Genomic DNA, 15,515 nt, shown 5'->3' with positions numbered 1-15,515 from the left:
GCCTACTGCATGTACCAGCCGTGGCTCACGACGAGCGACTGGCCTGTCAGCGCATTCGTCGGGAAGGCCGCGAACAACAGCGCCACGCGCGCCACGTCGTCGGTGGTGGTGAATTCGCCATCCACCGTTTCCTTGAGCATCACGTTCTTGATGACCTGCTCCTCGGTGATGCCCAGCGTCTTCGCCTGCTCGGGGATCTGCTTCTCGACCAGCGGCGTGCGCACGAAGCCCGGGCAGATCACGTTGGCGCGCACGCCGTGCTTCGCGCCTTCTTTCGCGACCGTCTTGGCCAGCCCGATGAGGCCGTGCTTGGCCGTGACGTACGGCGCCTTCAGCAGCGAGGCCTCCTTCGAGTGCACCGAGCCCATGTAGATCACGCTGCCGCCGCGGCCTTGTGCGTACATGTGCTTGAGGCAGGCCTTGGTGGTCAGGAACGCCCCGTCGAGGTGGATCGCGAGCATCTTCTTCCAGTCGGCGAAGCTGAACTCCTCGACCGGATGCACGATCTGGATGCCAGCGTTGCTGATGAGGATGTCGATGCCGCCGAAGGCCTTGGCGCCCTCTTCCACCGAGGCATTGACCTGGTCTTCGTTCGTTACGTCGACCGCCACGCCGATGGCCTGCGCGCCCTTGGCCTTCAGCTCGGCGGCAGTGGCGTCGGCCGCGTCCTTGTTGAGGTCGGCAACGATGATCTTTGCGCCTTCCTGCGCGAACAGCACGGCGATTTCCTTGCCGATGCCGCTGGCCGAGCCGGTGATGTAGGCGACCTTGTCCTTGAGTTGCATGGTGAAGCGTCCTTGGAAGTGGTGGAGAGGAAAAAAGCGAGCAAGAACCGGGCAACCGCCCGGCTGCCGTCCCTCAGCGGGACAGCCCCGGCCGCTTGATGCGCCCGGTGCCCGGCTCGCCGAGGTCGAAGGTGGTCACGCCGTTCACCGTGGCGTCGGCGCGCAGTGTCTCGGGGTGCGCGAGCGTCTTGCCCATGTCGCGCACGCCCGATTCCCAGTGCTCCTCCACCGCGGCGCGCGAGAACTCGTAGTCCTTCGACTCCAGCTCGTACGACTTGTCGCGGTAGATCAGGTGAAAGATGTCGATCGGCTCGTGCGTGAGCTGCGCCTGCACCTCGACCACGCTCGGGTCGTTGCGCAGGCCCGGCGGGAGCTTGGCGATGAGGTCGGCAATGGCCTGCTGCAGGTTCATGTTGGCCGCCAGCGCGTCGGTGTTCATGCGCGTGCGGCTCGAGTAGGTGATGTCCTTCTGGCGCTCCATCACGCCCGACAGCGTGTGCGGCATGTCGCCGCGCGCATTGAACAGGTCGACCTGCAGCACCACCAGCGCCTCGGAGCGCGGATGCGTGTCGAGCACGTACTGCAGCGGCGTGTTCGACACGATGCCGCCGTCCCAGTAATCGTCTCCGTCGATGTGCACGGGCGCAAAGCCCGGTGGCAGTGCGCCGCTCGCCATGATGTGCTCCGGGCCGATGCGCTGGCGCGTGTTGTCGAAGTACACCGAGTTGCCCGTGCGCACGTTGACCGCGCCCACGCTGAAGCGCGCCTCGCAGGCGTTGATGCGGTCGAAGTCGATGAGCCGTTCCAGCGTGGCCTTGAGCGGCGAGGTGTCGTAGTAGCTCAGGAGCGGCGCGGCGCCACCCATCAGCAAGGCCGGCGAATAGCGCGGCTCGAAGAAGCCCGGAATGCCGACGAGCGAGGCCATGGTGGCGCTCCACTGGTTCTGCGTGGCACGGTCGCCGAGCCACGACGGCAGGCGCTGCGCCGGCCCTGAAGACACCAGGTGCCAGAACTCGCGCAGCCGGTCGACCCGCTGCGCGGGCGCGTTGCCTGCGATGAGTGCGGCGTTGATGGCGCCGATCGACACGCCCGCGATCCAGTGCGGCTGCAGGTCGGTTTCGCTGAGCGCGGCATACACGCCCGCCTGGTACGCGCCGAGCGCACCGCCGCCCTGCAGCACCAGCGCCTTGCGGGCGGCGCGCATGCCTTCGCGGCGGGCGATGAAGGGATGGGGTGGTGCGGCGTGAGAAGCGGGAGAAGAAGAAGAGGCAGCGGTGGCGGCGCGAGGCTTTTTCTTGGGTGTCGTCGTCATGCGGTCATTGGACACCAGCCCCGCGACAGCCACCTGACCAGGGGCCTTTTCGCTGCGTCAGCCCGGACGAATCTCACATCTTCGGCAGCATCTGCCCACGGATCTCGCCGCCCGGGTTGGCGGCCGTGTGGATGTTGGCGTACCACTTGCCGGCCACGAGGTCGGCCGCCTGCGCCGGCGTGAGCGTGGCCTGGCCCTCGATGGGGCTGGCCGCATTGGCAAAGGGCAGCACCACGCCGGCATTCGCGCCCGCGGCGGCAGGCCCGTGGAAGTGGGCCGCCGTGGCCGGGCCGCTCAGGCCGTCATAGGTGATCTTGTACTTGAGCACATTGGTGTCGCGGTTGAGCCAGGCCTCGGCCATGCCGCTGCCACGCGTCATGTTGGGCGGCACTTCGCTGGCCGCGTTCATCGCACCGCTGAAATTCGCGACGTTCGACTTCGACATCATTCCGCAGCCGGCCAGCGCGACGGCGGCCAGGCCCGCAACGAGGGTGCTGCGCCAGAGGGTGCGAGTGCTGTTGTTCATGGTCGGGGTCTCCTGAGGATGAAAGCGCTCAGCATAGGCAGGCGCCGCCTGCGGCCTTGTCGGTCAGCGCCCCTTCTTCGCACGCCTGTGCAAGAGAATGCAACGATGATTTCCGACGACACCCTCCCTTGCGCATACGACGTGGTCGCCTTCTGGCGCGATGCCGGACCCGAGCGCTGGTTCGCGAAAAGCGACGCCTTCGATGCCGCCTGCATCGACCGCCTGGCCGCCGCCCACCAGGCCGCGGCCAGTGGCCGGCTCGACCACTGGGCCGACACCGCCGAAGGCGCCCTGGCGCTGCTCGTGCTGCTCGACCAGTTCCCGCGCAACGCCTGGCGCCAGAACCCGCACATGCTCGCCACCGACGGCCTCGCGCTGGCCGTGGCGCGCCGCGCCGTCGAAGCCGGCTTCGACCGGCAGGCCGACGCTCTGATGCGGCGCTTCTTCTATCTGCCCTTCATGCACTCGGAGCTGCTGGCCGAGCAGGAACGCTCGGTCGCACTCAATGCCACCCAGGACGCCAACACGCAGCGCTTTGCCGTGCTGCACCGCGACATCGTGGCACGCTTCGGGCGCTTTCCGCACCGCAACCGGATGCTCGGGCGCACGTCCACGCCGGAAGAGCAGAAGTTTCTCGACGAAGGCGGCTTCGCCGGCTAGGCAGCGTCGGCATGCGCGGGCAGCGGCGCGTCGCGCGTCGGCGACGCGTGGCCCGCGGGGTCGGCGGCAGCGTCCTTCATCGACCCGTAGGTGCGCGCATAGACCCAGGTGAATTCGGCGCCGAGCAGGAAGATCTGCGCCGAGTAGTACACCCACACCAGCACCACCACCAGCGAGCCGGCCGCGCCGTAGCCCGAGGCCACGCTGCTCTTGCCGATGTACAGGCCGATGAGGTGCTTGCCCACGGTGAACAGCAGCGCCGTCACCGCCGCGCCCACCCACACATCGCGCCACTGCACCTTGGCGCGCGGCATGATCTTGTAGATCATCGCGAAGATCACCGTGACCATCGCGAAGCTGAAGACGAAGTTCACCACCTGCGCCAGCGTGGCCCAGGCACCGAACATCGGCGACCACCACTTGCCCAGCGCGGCCAGTGCAGCGCTCGCCACCAGCGAAACCATCAGCAAAAAGCCGATGCCCATGATCATGCTGAACGACAGCAGCCGCACGCGCAGCATGTTGAAGAGGCCCTTGTTCTGCGTACGCGCGGGCGCGCGCCAGATGCGGTCGAGTGCGTCCTGCAGTTCGCCGAAGACGGTGGTCGCGCCCACCACCAGCAGGCCGATGCCAACCACCGTGGCCACGATGCCCTCGGTCGGCTTGTTGACCGCCTGCAGCATGCCCTGCACCGCCGCCGCGCCCTGCGCGCCCATGAGGCCCGAGAGCTGCGCGAAGATCTCGCCGCGCGCGGCCTCCTGGCCGAAGACGAGGCCGGCCACCGCGATCACGATCAGCAGCAGCGGCGCGATCGAGAACACCGTGTAGTAGGCCAGCGCGGCGCCCATGCTCGGGGCGTAGTCGTTCGACCAGGAAGCGAAGGCGCGTCGGCAGAGATCGAAGAGTGCGCGTAATTGCATGAGCATGGAGTGTTCCTTGAGGGCGACCCGCGTCTGTCAGCGCGGCGCCCGGCATGTTGACAGGCTGCCTACGATAATCGCTGGCACATGCTCCCGCCCGCTCCCGCCGCGGCCACGCCGCCCGACCACCCGCAGCCCGCGTCGCCACGCGACCTTTTTGTTTCATTCACCTGGCTCGCGCTGCAGGGCTTCGGCGGCGTCCTCGCCATCGTCCAGCGCGAGATGGTCGAAAAGAAGAAGTGGCTCACGCCCGACCAGTTCCTCGAGGACTGGGCCGTGGCGCAAGTGATGCCCGGGCCGAACGTGATCAACCTCGCGCTGATGATCGGCGACCGCTACTTCGGCCTGCGCGGTGCCATCGCCGCGGTGGCGGGCATGCTCACCGTGCCGCTGTTCGTGATCCTCGCGCTGGCCGTGCTCTACGCGCACTACGCCGGCAACCCGCAGGTGGCGGCCGCGCTGCGCGGCATGGGCGCGGTGTCGGGCGGGCTCATCGCCGCCACGGGCATCAAGCTGATCCCGCAGTTGCGCAAGCACCCGCTGGGCTTTGCCACCTGCCTCGTGTTCGTGGCGCTGGTGTTCGCGGCCATCGCGCTGCTGAAGATTCCACTGGGCTGGGTGTTGCTGGCGGTGGGCGGGGTGGCGTGCGTGTGGACCTGGCGAAGGATCGCGCCATGACCATCGTGATGCAATGGCATGACTGGCTCGGGCTTTTCGGCCAGTACCTGCTGCTGTCGCTGCTGTCGATCAGCGGCGCGATCACCACGGTGCCCGACATGCACCGCTACCTCGTGGCCCAGCACGGCTGGCTCACCGAGGCGCAGTTCACCTCGTCGGTTGCCATCGCCCAGGCCGCGCCCGGGCCCAATGTGCTGTTCGTCGCATTGATGGGCTGGAACGTCGGGCTCAACGCGGGCGGCGGCATCGGCGCCGGGCCCATGGCCTGGCTGCTGGGCTTCTTCGGCCTGATGGTCACGATGGTCGGCATCATGCTGCCGAGCACCACCCTCACCTATGTCGCCACGCGCTGGGGCCACCGCAACCGCACGCGCCGCGAGGTGCGCGCCTTCAAGCAGGGCATGGCGCCCGTGGTGGTCGGGCTGCTCATCGCCACCGGCTGGGTGCTGGCCGGCGGCAACCAGTCGGCCGGCGTGCCGGCCTGGCACCTGTGGCTGCTCAGTGGCGTGGCCGCGCTGGTGGTCTGGCGCACGCGCATCCATCTGCTGTGGCTGCTGGGCTGCGGCGCGGCGCTGGGCGCGGTAGGCTTCGTCTGAGCACCTTTCCTTTCCGCACACATTTTTCTTTCAGGAGCCCTCTGCCATGTCGCAACTTCGTCCGCTCGGCCGTTCCAGCCTTCGGGTGTCTCCCCTCGCCTTCGGCGGCAACGTGTTCGGCTGGACCGTCGACGAGGCGGCCTCGTTCAAGCTGCTCGACGCCTGGCTCGACGCCGGCTTCAACTTCGTCGACACCGCCGACGTCTACTCGGCCTGGGTGCCGGGCCATGTGGGCGGCGAATCGGAAACGATCATCGGCAAGTGGCTCAAGCACAGCGGCAAGCGCAACCGCGTGGTGCTGGCCACCAAGGTCGGCAAGCCGATGGGCGAAGGCAAGGTAGGCCTGTCGCCCCAGTACATCCGCGAAGCCGTCGAGGCGTCGCTCAAGCGCCTGCAGACCGACTACATCGACCTGTACCAGTCGCACGACGACGACGCGAACACGCCGCTCGAAGACACGCTGGGCACCTTCGACGCGCTCATCAAGGAGGGCAAGGTGCGCGCCATCGGCGCCTCGAACTACACGGCACCGCGGCTGGCCGAGGCGCTCGACGTGTCCGAGCGCCTGGGCATCGCGCGCTACGAGAGCCTGCAGCCGCTGTACAACCTGTACGACCGCGCGGTGTTCGAAGACGAACTCGAACCGCTGTGCCTCAAGCGCGAAGTGGGCGTGATCAACTTCTACGCGCTCGCAGCGGGCTTTCTCACCGGCAAGTACCGCACCGAGGCCGATGCGGCCAAGAGCGCGCGCGGCGCCAACACCACCAAGAAGTACCTCAACCCGCGCGGCCTGCGCATCCTCGATGCGCTCGACAAGGTGGCCCAGCAGTACAACGCCAAGCCCGGCCAGGTCGCCATTGCGTGGCAGATCGCACGGCCGGGTGTGACGGCGCCCATCGCCAGCGCCACCTCGCTGGCGCAGCTCGAAGAACTGGTGGTGGCCACGCAGCTCAAGCTGGACGCGGGCACCATCGACATGCTCGACCGGGCCAGCGCCGAGACACCGGCCTGAACGTCAACCGTCGACGGGATTCAGCGGCGTTGCCAGGATCCGCTGATAGAACGCCACGTCGAGCCAGCGGCCGAACTTGAAGCCGGCCTGCCGCACGGTGCCTGCGTGCTCGAAGCCCAGGCGCTCGTGCAGGCCGATGCTGCCGGTGTTGGCCGCATCGATCGCGCCGACCATCACATGCACGTCGCGCGCGATCGCCTCGGCAATGATCGCCTCCATGAGCGTGCGCCCCAGCCCCGCCCCTCGATGGCCGGCCTCGACGTACACCGAGTGTTCGACTGTGTACTTGTAGGCGGGAAAGGCGCGGAACGTGCCGTAGCTCGCGAAACCCAGCAGCTTGCCGCTGTCGTCGACCGCCCCGATCACCGGGAAGCCGTTGGCGCGCTTGGTGGCGAACCACGCGACCATGTTCTCGGGCGTGCGCGGCTTGTAGTCGTACAGCGCGGTGGAGCTGACGATGGCCTCGTTCAGGATGGCGAGGATGGCACCGGAATGGGCTTCCTCGGTGCAGGGGATGAGGTGCATGGCGCTTCGCTTTTTTCGTTCAATATAAGAGAATAATAATCTCATATGAGAAACAATCCAGCCCCTCAGAACGAATCCGCCGGCCACATCGACACGCTCATCGCCACCCGGCTGCTGGCGCTGCGCCAGGCCCGGGGGCTCAGCCTGGCCGAGCTGGCCGAGCTGTCGGGGGTCAGCAAGGCCATGATCTCGAAGGTGGAGCGCGTCCAGAGCAGTCCCACGGCGGTGCTGCTGGGCCGGCTCGCCGCGGGCCTGGGCGTGTCGCTGGCACAGCTTCTCACCGAGGAGAAGGAAGGCCCCCAGCGGCTGCGGACGAAGAGCCAGCAGGACGTCTGGCGCGACCCTGAAGCAGGCTACCTGCGGCGCCAGGTCGCCGAGCGCGGCGCGGACGGCGGCGTGGAGCTGGTCGAGATCGAGCTGCCGCGCGCGGCGCAGGTCGGCTACCCGCGATGGAGCGGCAAGCCGTACCGCCAGTGCCTGTGGATGCTCGAGGGCGCGCTGCGGGTGGCGTACGGCGACGAAAGCTTCGAACTGGCCCCCGGGGACTGCCTCGACTACGGCGTGGATCGCCCACTGGTGTTCAAGGCAGTGGGCCCCACGGCCTGCCGCTACCTGCTGGTCTCGGGCCGCGACTAGCGCGGTAGGCTCGCTCCCACACGCAGAGGCGGCCCAGGCCGGTGTGGGGCGCAAGGCCGCTCGGGATACTGCGAAGCATCTCAGCTTTGGAGGACTTCCCATGTCTTTTGCGCTTTACATGATCGGTTTCCTGATCTTCCTGGGCGGTGTCGCCTGGGGTGCCTCGGTGGCCGGCGTGCCCACGCTCTACATCGGCATCGGTGCGTTGATCCTGCTGGGCATCGGCATCTTCAGTGCGGTGGGACGCACGCGCAGCAAGGACCCATCCTGAGCCTGCCCGGCCTGAATGACCCCTTCACACAGGCTTCACGCCGGGCGCACATGGCGTCGCTAACTTCGCAGCCGCACCGCACTCCGCGGTGCGCATTGCAAGTCAGCCGCCCATGCACGCCTCTTTCGCCTCTTCCGCCTCTTCCGCTTCTTCTTTCAGTCTCCTCACCCCACGTTCCCCGAGCTCCCCTGCATCGCCGGTCACGCCCTGCCCCGCACCGGCTTTGGTGACCGACACCGGTCCGGCCAGCACCCAGGTCGACCTGCTCGTCATCGGCGCGAGCTTCGCGGGGCTGGCCTGCGCACGCGCCGCCGCCAAGGCCGGGCTCAGCGTGATGGTGCTCGAGAAGAAGGCCGCCGCCGGGACCAAGCTGCACACCACCGGGATCATCGTCAAGGACGCGGTCGACAGCGTGCCCTGGCTGGCCGAAGTGCCGCCCGCGCTGGTGCGCCGCATCGAGGGTGTGCGGCTCTACGCACCCGACATGCACCACGTCGACCTGCACGCGCCGGGCTACTGGTTCTGGGCCACCGACGCACCTGCCCTGCTCGACTGGATGGTGGACTCCACCCGGGCCTGCGGCGTCGAGGTGCGCCTGGGCACGCTGTTCGAGCAGGCGCTATGGGCGAACGGCCGCTGGGAGGTGCCGGTGGCGCAGGGTCCGTGCATCCGCGCGACCTACCTCGTCGGCGCCGACGGCCCGCACTCGCGCGTCGCCAAGGCGCTGGGCCTGTCGCGCAACACGCGCTTTCTCTACGGCGTGGAGCACGAGTACCAGGGCGCGCGCATGGCACCCGACCTGCTGCATTGCTTCATCGATCGCCGACTCGCTCCGGGCTACATCGGCTGGGCACTCGACGGCGTCGGCGTGAGCCAGATCGGGCTGGCACGGCGCATGGGGCGCCACGACGCGGGCGCGCTGCGGCTCGACCCGCTGCTGCGCAAGATCGCTCCCGTGGTGTTACCCGGCGAAGCGCCACCGGTCGCCGTGCGCGCCGGGATGATCCCCTGCGGCGGCGTGCTGCCGGTGGTGGCCCGCGAACGGGCCTTGCTGGTGGGCGATGCGGCCGGCATGGTGTCGCCTGTGACGGCCGGCGGCATCCACACGGCACTGCAGCACGGCGAGCGCGCCGGCGAGGCCGTGGCGCGCTTCGTGCGGGGCGAAGCGGACGACCCTGCCACATGGTTCGTGCGCGGCTACCCGCGCTTTCTGGCGAAGCGACTGCTGCGCTGGGGTTTCGATCACTTCCAGAGCGACTGGATGTTCAATCGCCTGCTCGGCACGGCGCCGATGCGGCGCGCAGCAGAACTGGTGTACTTCCACCGCAAGGGGCGCTGAGGCCCCGACGGCCTCGATCAGGCCGTGCGCTGGCGCAGGGCCTCGTAGAGGCACACGCCGCTGGCCACCGACACGTTCAGGCTCTCGACCGCGCCGGCCATGGGAATGCTCACCAGCTCGTCGCAGGTCTTGCGCGTGAGCTGGCGCATGCCCTCGCCCTCGGCGCCCAGCACCAGTGCCAGCGGACGCTTGAAGTCGCTCTGGTAGATGGTGCCCGGCGCGTCGTCGCTGGTGCCCACGCACCAGATGTCGCGCTCCTTGAGTTCGTTCAGGGTGCGTGCCAGGTTGGTCACCATGAAGTACGGCATCGTCTCGGCCGCGCCGCTCGCCACCTTGGCCACCGTGGCGTTGATGCCGGCCGCATGGTCCTTCGGCGCGATCACCGCGTGGGCACCGGCGCCGTCAGCCACGCGCAGGCAGGCGCCAAGGTTGTGCGGGTCGGTCACGCCGTCGAGCACCAGCAGCAGCGGCACGGTGCCGGCTTCTTCGAGACCTTCGAGCAGTTCGTCGAGCGAATGGATCTGCGCGGCGGGCTCCACCCGCGCGACCACGCCCTGGTGGCCGTGGCTGCCGCTGAGCTTGGACAGCCGCAGGCCGTCGGCCTCGACCAGCCGCACGCCGGCTTCTTGCGCACGCGCAATGAACTGTTTCATGCGCGCATCGCGCCGGCTGGCGTCGAACATCACTTCGAGCACCGATTTCGGCGCGGTCTTGATGCGCACGCCCACGGCATGGAAGCCGAAGATCACTTTAGGGGAAGACATTCCCCGATTATCGAGGGCGCGGCGCCCTTGCCTTCACGCCAGCGGCAATCCGCTGTTCGCGCGGGTGCGTTCGTCGTGCAGTTCCTGCACCACCAGCGCGTTCATGTGCACCTTCAGCGTGTTGCCCACGCTGCCCAGGTACTGGCAGGCGGCATACCCCTGGGCGACCTTTTCGTAGCGCGCCACCCAGGCGTCGCGCGCGGGCAGCCGGTCGGGCGACACCGGCCACACGCCCGGGCGCGGCCGCAGGTGCTCGCCGATGCCCACGCGCCAGGGCTTGGCGCTCAGGCGGGCGCGAAAGCAGTTCTGGTTGCGGCACATGCGCGCGTAGACCTTGTCGGCGCCCAGCGTCTGGAACGCGTCGGTCACGGCGGCGTCGGACGGTGCGAAGACGTCGTGCATGGCCAGCACGCGCAGGCCGGCCGGCGTGCGGTACAGGCGCAGGTGCCAGTCAGGATGTTGGTGAATGAAGCGTTCGACACGCGCCCGCGCGCCCACCAGCGGATCGCTCTTGTCCTCGACCGCGGGCAGCCCCTCTTTGTGGGCGCGCCAGAAGCCGAAGGCCGCCACCAGCATGAAGGCGGCCACGCCGGCCATCGCCGAGCGCATGGCATAGCCCGCGACCAGCGCGCCGATGAACGCCGCGCCGATCACCGTCAGCCCGCGTGCGCCGCCGCGTAAGCCTTGGCTCTCGAAGTCGACGTCCACGAACAGCACGTCGGGCGTGTTGAGGCAGCGCGCGCCGTAGCCGTTTCGGGTGACGACGCTGTCGCCCTGGCGTTCGACGATCTCTTCGCGGATCGGCATGCCGTTGGCGCCGTTGTAGGCCAGCTTGCGCTCGCGGCGTTCGAGCTTTTCCCCGCTGACGATGCGGTCGAACGCCTCGCGGGTGCGCTGGTCGGCATGGGCCTGCGCGGCCAGCGGGCTGTCGTCCGACCAGCCAAAGCGGCGCACCGTGACCTGCCGGCCGGCCACACGCTCCTGGATGCGGCCTTCGGCCCAGAACTGGGGAACGATCACGGCCTCAGGCGCCCTTGAAATACGACCACGCCGCCGCTGCGATCAGCAGCACGACGATCACCGGCAGCCACTTGAAGCCGCCGCCCGTCACGCGGCCCGGCTCGGCCATCGGGTTCGCCGCCGGGCTCGACGGCAGATGCCCGAAGTCGCCAGCGGCGGGGTTCTGGTGCGCCTCGACCAGCTGCTTGGCCTCGGCCAGGCCCAGCCCGGTCGCCTCGCGCGTGAGGCGCACGGCCTCGACCTTCTGGCCCCGCGCCAGGGCCGCGAGCGCGGCGGCCGGCACCGCGGCGGGGCCGTTGCCCTGCATGCCGCTGCCGGTCTCGCCTGCAGCCTCGCCCCGGCCCCAGTCGCCTTCCTGCCAGTCGGCTGGCGCGCCTGCGGCGAGCGCGCCACTGTTTGCATAGCGCTCGACGGCCTCCTTGGACGACTTGAGGTCCATGCCGGTACGCTCGCGCACGATCTTGATGGCCTCGATCAGGTTGCCGCGCTCCAGGGCGGCGATGGCTTCGGGGGGAAGCTGGGTCATGAACTCTCCTCGTGTTCAGGGGAGCGCCGCGGGAGCCGGGCGCTGTCTTTCTACGGGCTCAGGCGGCCTGGGCGACGGTCGATTCGGGCGTTTTTCGTTGAGCGCCACGCGCCCGGCCTCGATGGTGATGCGCCGCTCGCACTGCGAGGCGATGCTGCGGTCGTGCGTGACCAGCACCAGCGTGGTCCCCAGTTCGCGGTTCAGGTCGAACATGAGTTTCATGACCTGCTCGCCGGTGGCGAAGTCGAGGCTGCCGGTGGGCTCGTCGGCCAGCAGCAGGGCCGGCTGCACCACGAAGGCCCGCGCCAGCGCCACGCGCTGCTGTTCGCCGCCCGACAGCACCTTGGGGTAGTGGCCCAGGCGCTGGCCCAGCCCGACGCGGCCCAGCATCTCGGTGGCGGCCTTGCGCGCGTCCTTGCGGTTGGCCAGCTCCAGCGGCAGCATGACGTTCTCGAGCGCGCTCAGGTTGCCCAGCAGCTGGAAGCTCTGGAACACGAAGCCCACGCGCTGCGCGCGCAGCGCGGCGCGCTCGTCCTCGTCGATGGCGAAGATGTCGTCGCCCGCGAGCTTCACGGTCCCGCGCGTGGGCGTGTCCAGCCCCGCGATGATCGACAGCAAGGTGCTCTTGCCGGAGCCCGAGGCGCCGACGATGGCAGCGGTTTCCCGCGCGCCCAGGGTGAAATGGATGTCCTGCAGAATGTCCAGCGTGCCGGCCGAGTCGGTGACGGACTTGAAGACATGCTCGACGGCGACAATGGCATCAGACGGGGGTTGGGACATGAAAGGCTTTTCGTTTTGAATCGACGTGACTTTATCTTGACCACCGCCGCGCTCGGCAGCGCGGGGGCATGGACGAATGCTGCGGCTCAGGCACAGGCGGCGCCGGCCGGCAAACCGGTGATCCTCGTGCTCGGTGATTCGCTGAGCGCAGAGTACGGCCTCAAGCGCGGCGAAGGCTGGGTACCCTTGCTGGAAAAAAGGCTTGCGCAGCAGAAGATCGCGGCCTCGGTGGTCAACGCCAGCATCAGCGGAGACACCAGCTCCGGCGGGCGCGCCCGCTTCCCCGCCCTGCTGGCGCAGCACAAGCCCAGCCACGTGGTGCTGGAGCTGGGCGCCAACGACGCCCTGCGCGGGCTGCCGCTGTCGAACACCGAAGACAACCTGCTGCAGATCACCAAGGCCGCGCAGGCCGCGGGCGCCCGGGTGCTGATCGTCGGCATCCAGGTGCCGCCGAACTACGGCGGCGACTACACGCGGCGCTTCGAGGCGGTGTTCGCGAAGGTGGCGGGCACGACCAAGTCGGCGCTGGTGCCATTCCTGCTCAAGGGCGTGGCCGATGCGCCCGACGCCATGACGCTGTTCCAGTCCGACCGCATCCACCCGACCGCCGCGGCACAGCCGCAGATCCTGGACAACGTCTGGCCGCAGCTGCGCAAGCTGCTGCCGAAATAACGCGCCCTCGCGCAACCAAAGAAAAAGCCGCAGCAGGCCTGCGCCTGCTGCGGCTTTTCCATGTCCGGGGGTACGGGAAACGGGCAATCACCCGTTCTTGGTCGGCAACTCGGGCACCGTGGGGGGATCGCGTTCGAGCGATGCCACGTCGGTTTCCGGATCTCCGGGCGCCAGCCCGTCGCTGCTCGGGCTGAGCTTGCGGTTCGCCTTCTCCCGGAGCTTTTCTTCCTTCTTCTTCTTCTTGGCCAGCTCTTTCTGGCGCTTCTCGTAGCCGTAATTGGGTGTTGCCACTGCTTTTCCTTCAGGCGAGGCAGTCAGGGTGACTGCGATTCGGCCTACTGTAAGCGATAACGGTGCACCCCCAGCCCGGTGGCGGCCCGGGCCAAGCGCTTTGCTTACATCTGCAGCAATGCCTGTTGCAGGTCGGCACGCAGGTCGTCCACGTCTTCCAGGCCGACCGAAAAGCGAACCAGCGTGCCCTTGTACGGCCAGCGGGCGACGCTGGCGTCGCGCATCAAGCCGATGTCGTAGGGCACGACGAGGCTGATCGGGCCGCCCCACGAATAGCCGAGGCGGAAGAGCTTCAGGCTGTCGCAGAAGCGGTCGACCTGCTCGGTGCTGAAGCGCTCGTCGAACACCACCGAGAACAGGCCCGCGGCGAGGTCGGTGGCGCCGCACAGCACGCGCCAGTTGGCGTGGCCCGGCGAATCCTCGAGCGCAGGATGCAGCACTTGCGCGATCTCTTCGCAGCCGTTGAGCCAGCCGGCCAGCTCGCGCGCTGCGCGGTCGTGCGCGGCGTAGCGCAGCGCCATGCTGGGCAGCGAGCGCAGCAGCGTTTCCGCATCGCCCACGCCGATGCCAAAGCCCATGCGCATGTGGGTGAGCTTGAGCGCGCGGTGCAGGCGCTCGTCGCGCGTGACGACGCTGCCCATGAGCACGTCGCCGCCGCCGCTGGGGTACTTGGTGAGCGCGTGCACCGACACGTCGACGCCCTGCCCCGTGCCGTTGAAATCGAAAGGCGCAAACGCCAGGCCCGCGCCCCAGGTGTTGTCCAGCGCGGTCATCACGCCGCGCTCGCGGCAGACCTCGGCGAGCGCCGGGAGGTTGGGGAATTCCATCGTCACCGAGCCGGCCGCTTCGAGCCACACCAGCCGCGTGCGGTGCGAGAGCTTGGCTTCCAGGTCGGACGGATTCATTGCGTCATACAGGCGGTGCGTGATGCCGAAGTTCGCGAGCTCGCCGGTGGCCAGTGCCTTGTTGGGGCCGTAGGCGTTGTCCGGAATGAGCACCTCGTCGCCGGTTTTCAGGAACGCGAACGAGACCAGCGAGATCGCGGCCAGCCCACTCGGCACGAGCAGGCATTCGGTGCCGCCTTCGAGGGTGGCCAGGCGCTCCTCGAGCGTGAAGGTGGTGGGCGTGCCGTGCAGGCCGTAGGTGTAGCCGGCCTTGGTCTTCCAGTCGCGTGCGCGCATGGCGGCGACGTCGGCGAAGAACACGGTCGAGGCCTTGAACACGCCGGGCTGCGGCGCGGCGAAGGTGGCCGGCGGCGTGTAGGGATGGTGGATCAGGGTCGTGGAGGGCTTGCTCATGTGCAGATGCTAGCGCCCCGCGAGGAACCCTCGACGGCCGTGACGTTCTCAGCGCGATATCGACGGCATTGGCCGGACCGGTGCGGCGTTGCGGATAGAGTTGCCCCTCCGAAAATAATGGGAGGATTTTCTCGATGCGTCATCTGCTCATCACCCTCACGGCCGCTGCGGCCCTGTCCGCCTGCGGGGGCCTGAAGAACCTGGACTCCAACGCGCTCGCGGGCGCGGGTGGCAGCGCCTTCAAGGCCATGTCGCTCACCGACGGCGACGTGCAGGCACTGGCCAACCAGTCGTGCGCCGAACTCGACAAGAGCTCCAAGGTCGCACCCGTGGCCGATGCCTACAGCAAGCGCCTGGAGCGCGTGCGCCAGGGCCTGCCGACGACCATCGGCGGCCAGCCCGCCAGCTACAAGGTCTACCTCACGAAGGACGTGAACGCCTGGGCCATGGGCAACGGCTGCATCCGTGTCTACAGCGGCCTCATGGACCTCATGAACGACGACGAGCTGCGCGGCATCATCGGCCACGAGATCGGCCACGTCGCCCTGGGCCACAGCAAGAAGGCCATGCAGACCGCCTACGCCGTCTCGGCCGCACGCGGCATCGCCGGCGCCACCGGCAACGCGGCGATCACGCAGCTGTCGTCCTCGCAGATCGGCGACTTCGCCGAGAAGCTGGTCAACGCGCAGTTCTCGCAATCGCAGGAAACCGACTCGGACAACTACGCCTTCGACCTGCTGACCACGCAGAAGCTCAAGCGCGAAGGCCTCGTCACCGCGTTCCAGAAGCTGGCCAAGCTCGATGGCGGCAAGAGCTCGATGCTCAGCTCGCACCCGGCCTCCGGCGACCGCGCGGCCAACATCCAGAAGCGCCTCGCAACGAGCAAGTAAGCAGCCCGGGCGAA

General features: G+C 68.5%; 20 protein-coding genes. 9 read left to right on the top strand and 11 right to left on the bottom strand.

Translation table 11 applies throughout. The features are described 5' to 3' along the window. Positions 1 to 2 precede the first annotated feature (2 nt). The 3 genes from ASD34_RS18295 to ASD34_RS18285 all read right to left on the bottom strand — a co-directional run bounded on the left by ASD34_RS18295 (position 3) and on the right by ASD34_RS18285 (position 2,623). Positions 3 to 785, bottom strand: coding sequence for a 3-hydroxybutyrate dehydrogenase (locus tag ASD34_RS18295; protein ID WP_056580123.1), 783 nt, complete (start codon positions 783 to 785; stop codon positions 3 to 5). Positions 786 to 858: 73 nt separating this feature from the next. After that, positions 859 to 2,097: a patatin-like phospholipase family protein gene (locus ASD34_RS18290; protein WP_056580122.1), complete on the bottom strand. Its 1,239-nt coding sequence runs from the start codon at positions 2,095 to 2,097 to the stop codon at positions 859 to 861. Positions 2,098 to 2,170: 73 nt separating this feature from the next. Next, on the bottom strand, positions 2,171 to 2,623 hold the full coding sequence (locus ASD34_RS18285) for a CHRD domain-containing protein (RefSeq protein ID WP_056580121.1): 453 nt from the start codon (positions 2,621 to 2,623) through the stop codon (positions 2,171 to 2,173). 105 nt (positions 2,624 to 2,728) lie between these two features. Here ASD34_RS18285 and ASD34_RS18280 point away from each other — a divergent pair, with 105 nt between their 5' ends. Then, positions 2,729 to 3,283, top strand: a complete 555-nt coding sequence (locus ASD34_RS18280) for a DUF924 family protein (protein WP_157609706.1) — start codon at positions 2,729 to 2,731, stop codon at positions 3,281 to 3,283. Here ASD34_RS18280 and ASD34_RS18275 read toward each other — a convergent pair. Further along, a complete protein-coding gene (locus ASD34_RS18275; RefSeq protein WP_157609705.1) occupies positions 3,280 to 4,209 on the bottom strand; it encodes a YihY/virulence factor BrkB family protein in 930 nt (309 codons plus the stop codon). The genes ASD34_RS18280 and ASD34_RS18275 overlap by 4 nt on opposite strands. Before the next feature lie 81 nt (positions 4,210 to 4,290). On the opposite strand from ASD34_RS18275, the gene ASD34_RS18270 reads away from it, so the two are divergent. Genes ASD34_RS18270 through ASD34_RS18260 form a run of 3 tightly spaced genes read left to right on the top strand, consistent with a single transcriptional unit; the run spans position 4,291 to position 6,489 of the window. Next, a complete protein-coding gene (locus ASD34_RS18270) occupies positions 4,291 to 4,881 on the top strand; it encodes a chromate transporter (RefSeq protein WP_056580120.1) in 591 nt (196 codons plus the stop codon). Then, positions 4,878 to 5,477, top strand: coding sequence for a chromate transporter (locus tag ASD34_RS18265; protein ID WP_056580119.1), 600 nt, complete (start codon positions 4,878 to 4,880; stop codon positions 5,475 to 5,477). Before ASD34_RS18270 ends, ASD34_RS18265 begins: the two co-directional genes overlap by 4 nt. A gap of 46 nt (positions 5,478 to 5,523) precedes the next feature. Further along, positions 5,524 to 6,489, top strand: coding sequence for an aldo/keto reductase (locus ASD34_RS18260; RefSeq protein WP_056580118.1), 966 nt, complete (start codon positions 5,524 to 5,526; stop codon positions 6,487 to 6,489). Between the two features lie 3 nt (positions 6,490 to 6,492). On the opposite strand, the gene ASD34_RS18255 is transcribed toward ASD34_RS18260, so the two are convergent. Beyond that, positions 6,493 to 7,014 (bottom strand): GNAT family N-acetyltransferase, encoded by a 522-nt coding sequence (locus ASD34_RS18255; RefSeq protein ID WP_056580117.1) that lies wholly within the window; start codon positions 7,012 to 7,014, stop codon positions 6,493 to 6,495. 45 nt (positions 7,015 to 7,059) lie between these two features. Between ASD34_RS18255 and ASD34_RS18250 the strand changes: the two genes are divergently transcribed. The 3 genes from ASD34_RS18250 (at position 7,060) to ASD34_RS18240 (ending at position 9,260) form a co-directional block, all read left to right on the top strand. After that, positions 7,060 to 7,650: a helix-turn-helix domain-containing protein gene (locus ASD34_RS18250; protein ID WP_056580116.1), complete on the top strand. Its 591-nt coding sequence runs from the start codon at positions 7,060 to 7,062 to the stop codon at positions 7,648 to 7,650. 100 nt (positions 7,651 to 7,750) lie between these two features. Next, complete coding sequence (locus ASD34_RS27915; RefSeq protein ID WP_013542089.1) at positions 7,751 to 7,921, top strand: hypothetical protein; 171 nt, start codon at positions 7,751 to 7,753, stop codon at positions 7,919 to 7,921. Between the two features lie 226 nt (positions 7,922 to 8,147). Then, on the top strand, positions 8,148 to 9,260 hold the full coding sequence (locus tag ASD34_RS18240) for an NAD(P)/FAD-dependent oxidoreductase (protein ID WP_056582506.1): 1,113 nt from the start codon (positions 8,148 to 8,150) through the stop codon (positions 9,258 to 9,260). Between the two features lie 17 nt (positions 9,261 to 9,277). On the opposite strand, the gene rlmB is transcribed toward ASD34_RS18240, so the two are convergent. From rlmB to ASD34_RS18220, 4 genes are read right to left on the bottom strand one after another with little or no spacing between them, the layout of a single operon-like run. After that, positions 9,278 to 10,024, bottom strand: coding sequence for a 23S rRNA (guanosine(2251)-2'-O)-methyltransferase RlmB (gene rlmB, locus ASD34_RS18235; RefSeq protein ID WP_056580115.1), 747 nt, complete (start codon positions 10,022 to 10,024; stop codon positions 9,278 to 9,280). A gap of 33 nt (positions 10,025 to 10,057) precedes the next feature. Beyond that, positions 10,058 to 11,044 carry a hypothetical protein gene (locus ASD34_RS18230; protein WP_056580114.1) on the bottom strand — a complete coding sequence of 329 codons (987 nt, stop codon included), beginning with the start codon at positions 11,042 to 11,044 and terminating at the stop codon, positions 10,058 to 10,060. A gap of 4 nt (positions 11,045 to 11,048) precedes the next feature. After that, positions 11,049 to 11,570, bottom strand: coding sequence for a ribosomal protein L7/L12 (locus ASD34_RS18225; RefSeq protein WP_056580113.1), 522 nt, complete (start codon positions 11,568 to 11,570; stop codon positions 11,049 to 11,051). Between the two features lie 15 nt (positions 11,571 to 11,585). Continuing rightward, the gene (locus ASD34_RS18220) at positions 11,586 to 12,350 is read right to left on the bottom strand and encodes an ABC transporter ATP-binding protein (RefSeq protein ID WP_235510110.1); all 765 of its coding nucleotides are present in this window, start codon (positions 12,348 to 12,350) and stop codon (positions 11,586 to 11,588) included. 36 nt (positions 12,351 to 12,386) lie between these two features. Here ASD34_RS18220 and ASD34_RS18215 point away from each other — a divergent pair, with 36 nt between their 5' ends. Next, positions 12,387 to 13,022: an arylesterase gene (locus tag ASD34_RS18215; RefSeq protein ID WP_235510109.1), complete on the top strand. Its 636-nt coding sequence runs from the start codon at positions 12,387 to 12,389 to the stop codon at positions 13,020 to 13,022. Positions 13,023 to 13,109: 87 nt separating this feature from the next. Here ASD34_RS18215 and ASD34_RS18210 read toward each other — a convergent pair whose 3' ends face one another. Both ASD34_RS18210 and ASD34_RS18205 read right to left on the bottom strand, forming a co-directional pair. Continuing rightward, positions 13,110 to 13,313 carry a hypothetical protein gene (locus tag ASD34_RS18210; RefSeq protein WP_055796387.1) on the bottom strand — a complete coding sequence of 68 codons (204 nt, stop codon included), beginning with the start codon at positions 13,311 to 13,313 and terminating at the stop codon, positions 13,110 to 13,112. A 104-nt stretch (positions 13,314 to 13,417) separates the two neighbouring features. After that, a complete protein-coding gene (locus tag ASD34_RS18205) occupies positions 13,418 to 14,611 on the bottom strand; it encodes a PLP-dependent transferase (protein ID WP_056580111.1) in 1,194 nt (397 codons plus the stop codon). A gap of 134 nt (positions 14,612 to 14,745) precedes the next feature. Here ASD34_RS18205 and ASD34_RS18200 point away from each other — a divergent pair, with 134 nt between their 5' ends. Beyond that, complete coding sequence (locus ASD34_RS18200) at positions 14,746 to 15,501, top strand: M48 family metallopeptidase (protein WP_056580110.1); 756 nt, start codon at positions 14,746 to 14,748, stop codon at positions 15,499 to 15,501. Positions 15,502 to 15,515: the final 14 nt, after the last annotated feature.

Source organism: Variovorax sp. Root473, assembly GCF_001426505.1.
In the GTDB taxonomy this organism is placed as follows: Bacteria; Pseudomonadota; Gammaproteobacteria; order Burkholderiales; family Burkholderiaceae_C; genus Variovorax.
This window is presented reverse-complemented; position numbering and strand designations above follow the sequence as displayed.

Coding starts and splice junctions, on each gene's coding strand:
- ASD34_RS18295 (WP_056580123.1), bottom strand. CDS start 785: ATGCAACTCAAGGACAAGGTCGCCTACATCACCGGCTCGGCCAGCGGC.
- ASD34_RS18290 (WP_056580122.1), bottom strand. CDS start 2,097: ATGACGACGACACCCAAGAAAAAGCCTCGCGCCGCCACCGCTGCCTCT.
- ASD34_RS18285 (WP_056580121.1), bottom strand. CDS start 2,623: ATGAACAACAGCACTCGCACCCTCTGGCGCAGCACCCTCGTTGCGGGC.
- ASD34_RS18280 (WP_157609706.1), top strand. CDS start 2,729: ATGATTTCCGACGACACCCTCCCTTGCGCATACGACGTGGTCGCCTTC.
- ASD34_RS18275 (WP_157609705.1), bottom strand. CDS start 4,209: ATGCTCATGCAATTACGCGCACTCTTCGATCTCTGCCGACGCGCCTTC.
- ASD34_RS18270 (WP_056580120.1), top strand. CDS start 4,291: ATGCTCCCGCCCGCTCCCGCCGCGGCCACGCCGCCCGACCACCCGCAG.
- ASD34_RS18265 (WP_056580119.1), top strand. CDS start 4,878: ATGACCATCGTGATGCAATGGCATGACTGGCTCGGGCTTTTCGGCCAG.
- ASD34_RS18260 (WP_056580118.1), top strand. CDS start 5,524: ATGTCGCAACTTCGTCCGCTCGGCCGTTCCAGCCTTCGGGTGTCTCCC.
- ASD34_RS18255 (WP_056580117.1), bottom strand. CDS start 7,014: ATGCACCTCATCCCCTGCACCGAGGAAGCCCATTCCGGTGCCATCCTC.
- ASD34_RS18250 (WP_056580116.1), top strand. CDS start 7,060: ATGAGAAACAATCCAGCCCCTCAGAACGAATCCGCCGGCCACATCGAC.
- ASD34_RS27915 (WP_013542089.1), top strand. CDS start 7,751: ATGTCTTTTGCGCTTTACATGATCGGTTTCCTGATCTTCCTGGGCGGT.
- rlmB (WP_056580115.1), bottom strand. CDS start 10,024: ATGTCTTCCCCTAAAGTGATCTTCGGCTTCCATGCCGTGGGCGTGCGC.
- ASD34_RS18225 (WP_056580113.1), bottom strand. CDS start 11,570: ATGACCCAGCTTCCCCCCGAAGCCATCGCCGCCCTGGAGCGCGGCAAC.
- ASD34_RS18220 (WP_235510110.1), bottom strand. CDS start 12,350: ATGTCCCAACCCCCGTCTGATGCCATTGTCGCCGTCGAGCATGTCTTC.
- ASD34_RS18205 (WP_056580111.1), bottom strand. CDS start 14,611: ATGAGCAAGCCCTCCACGACCCTGATCCACCATCCCTACACGCCGCCG.
- ASD34_RS18200 (WP_056580110.1), top strand. CDS start 14,746: ATGCGTCATCTGCTCATCACCCTCACGGCCGCTGCGGCCCTGTCCGCC.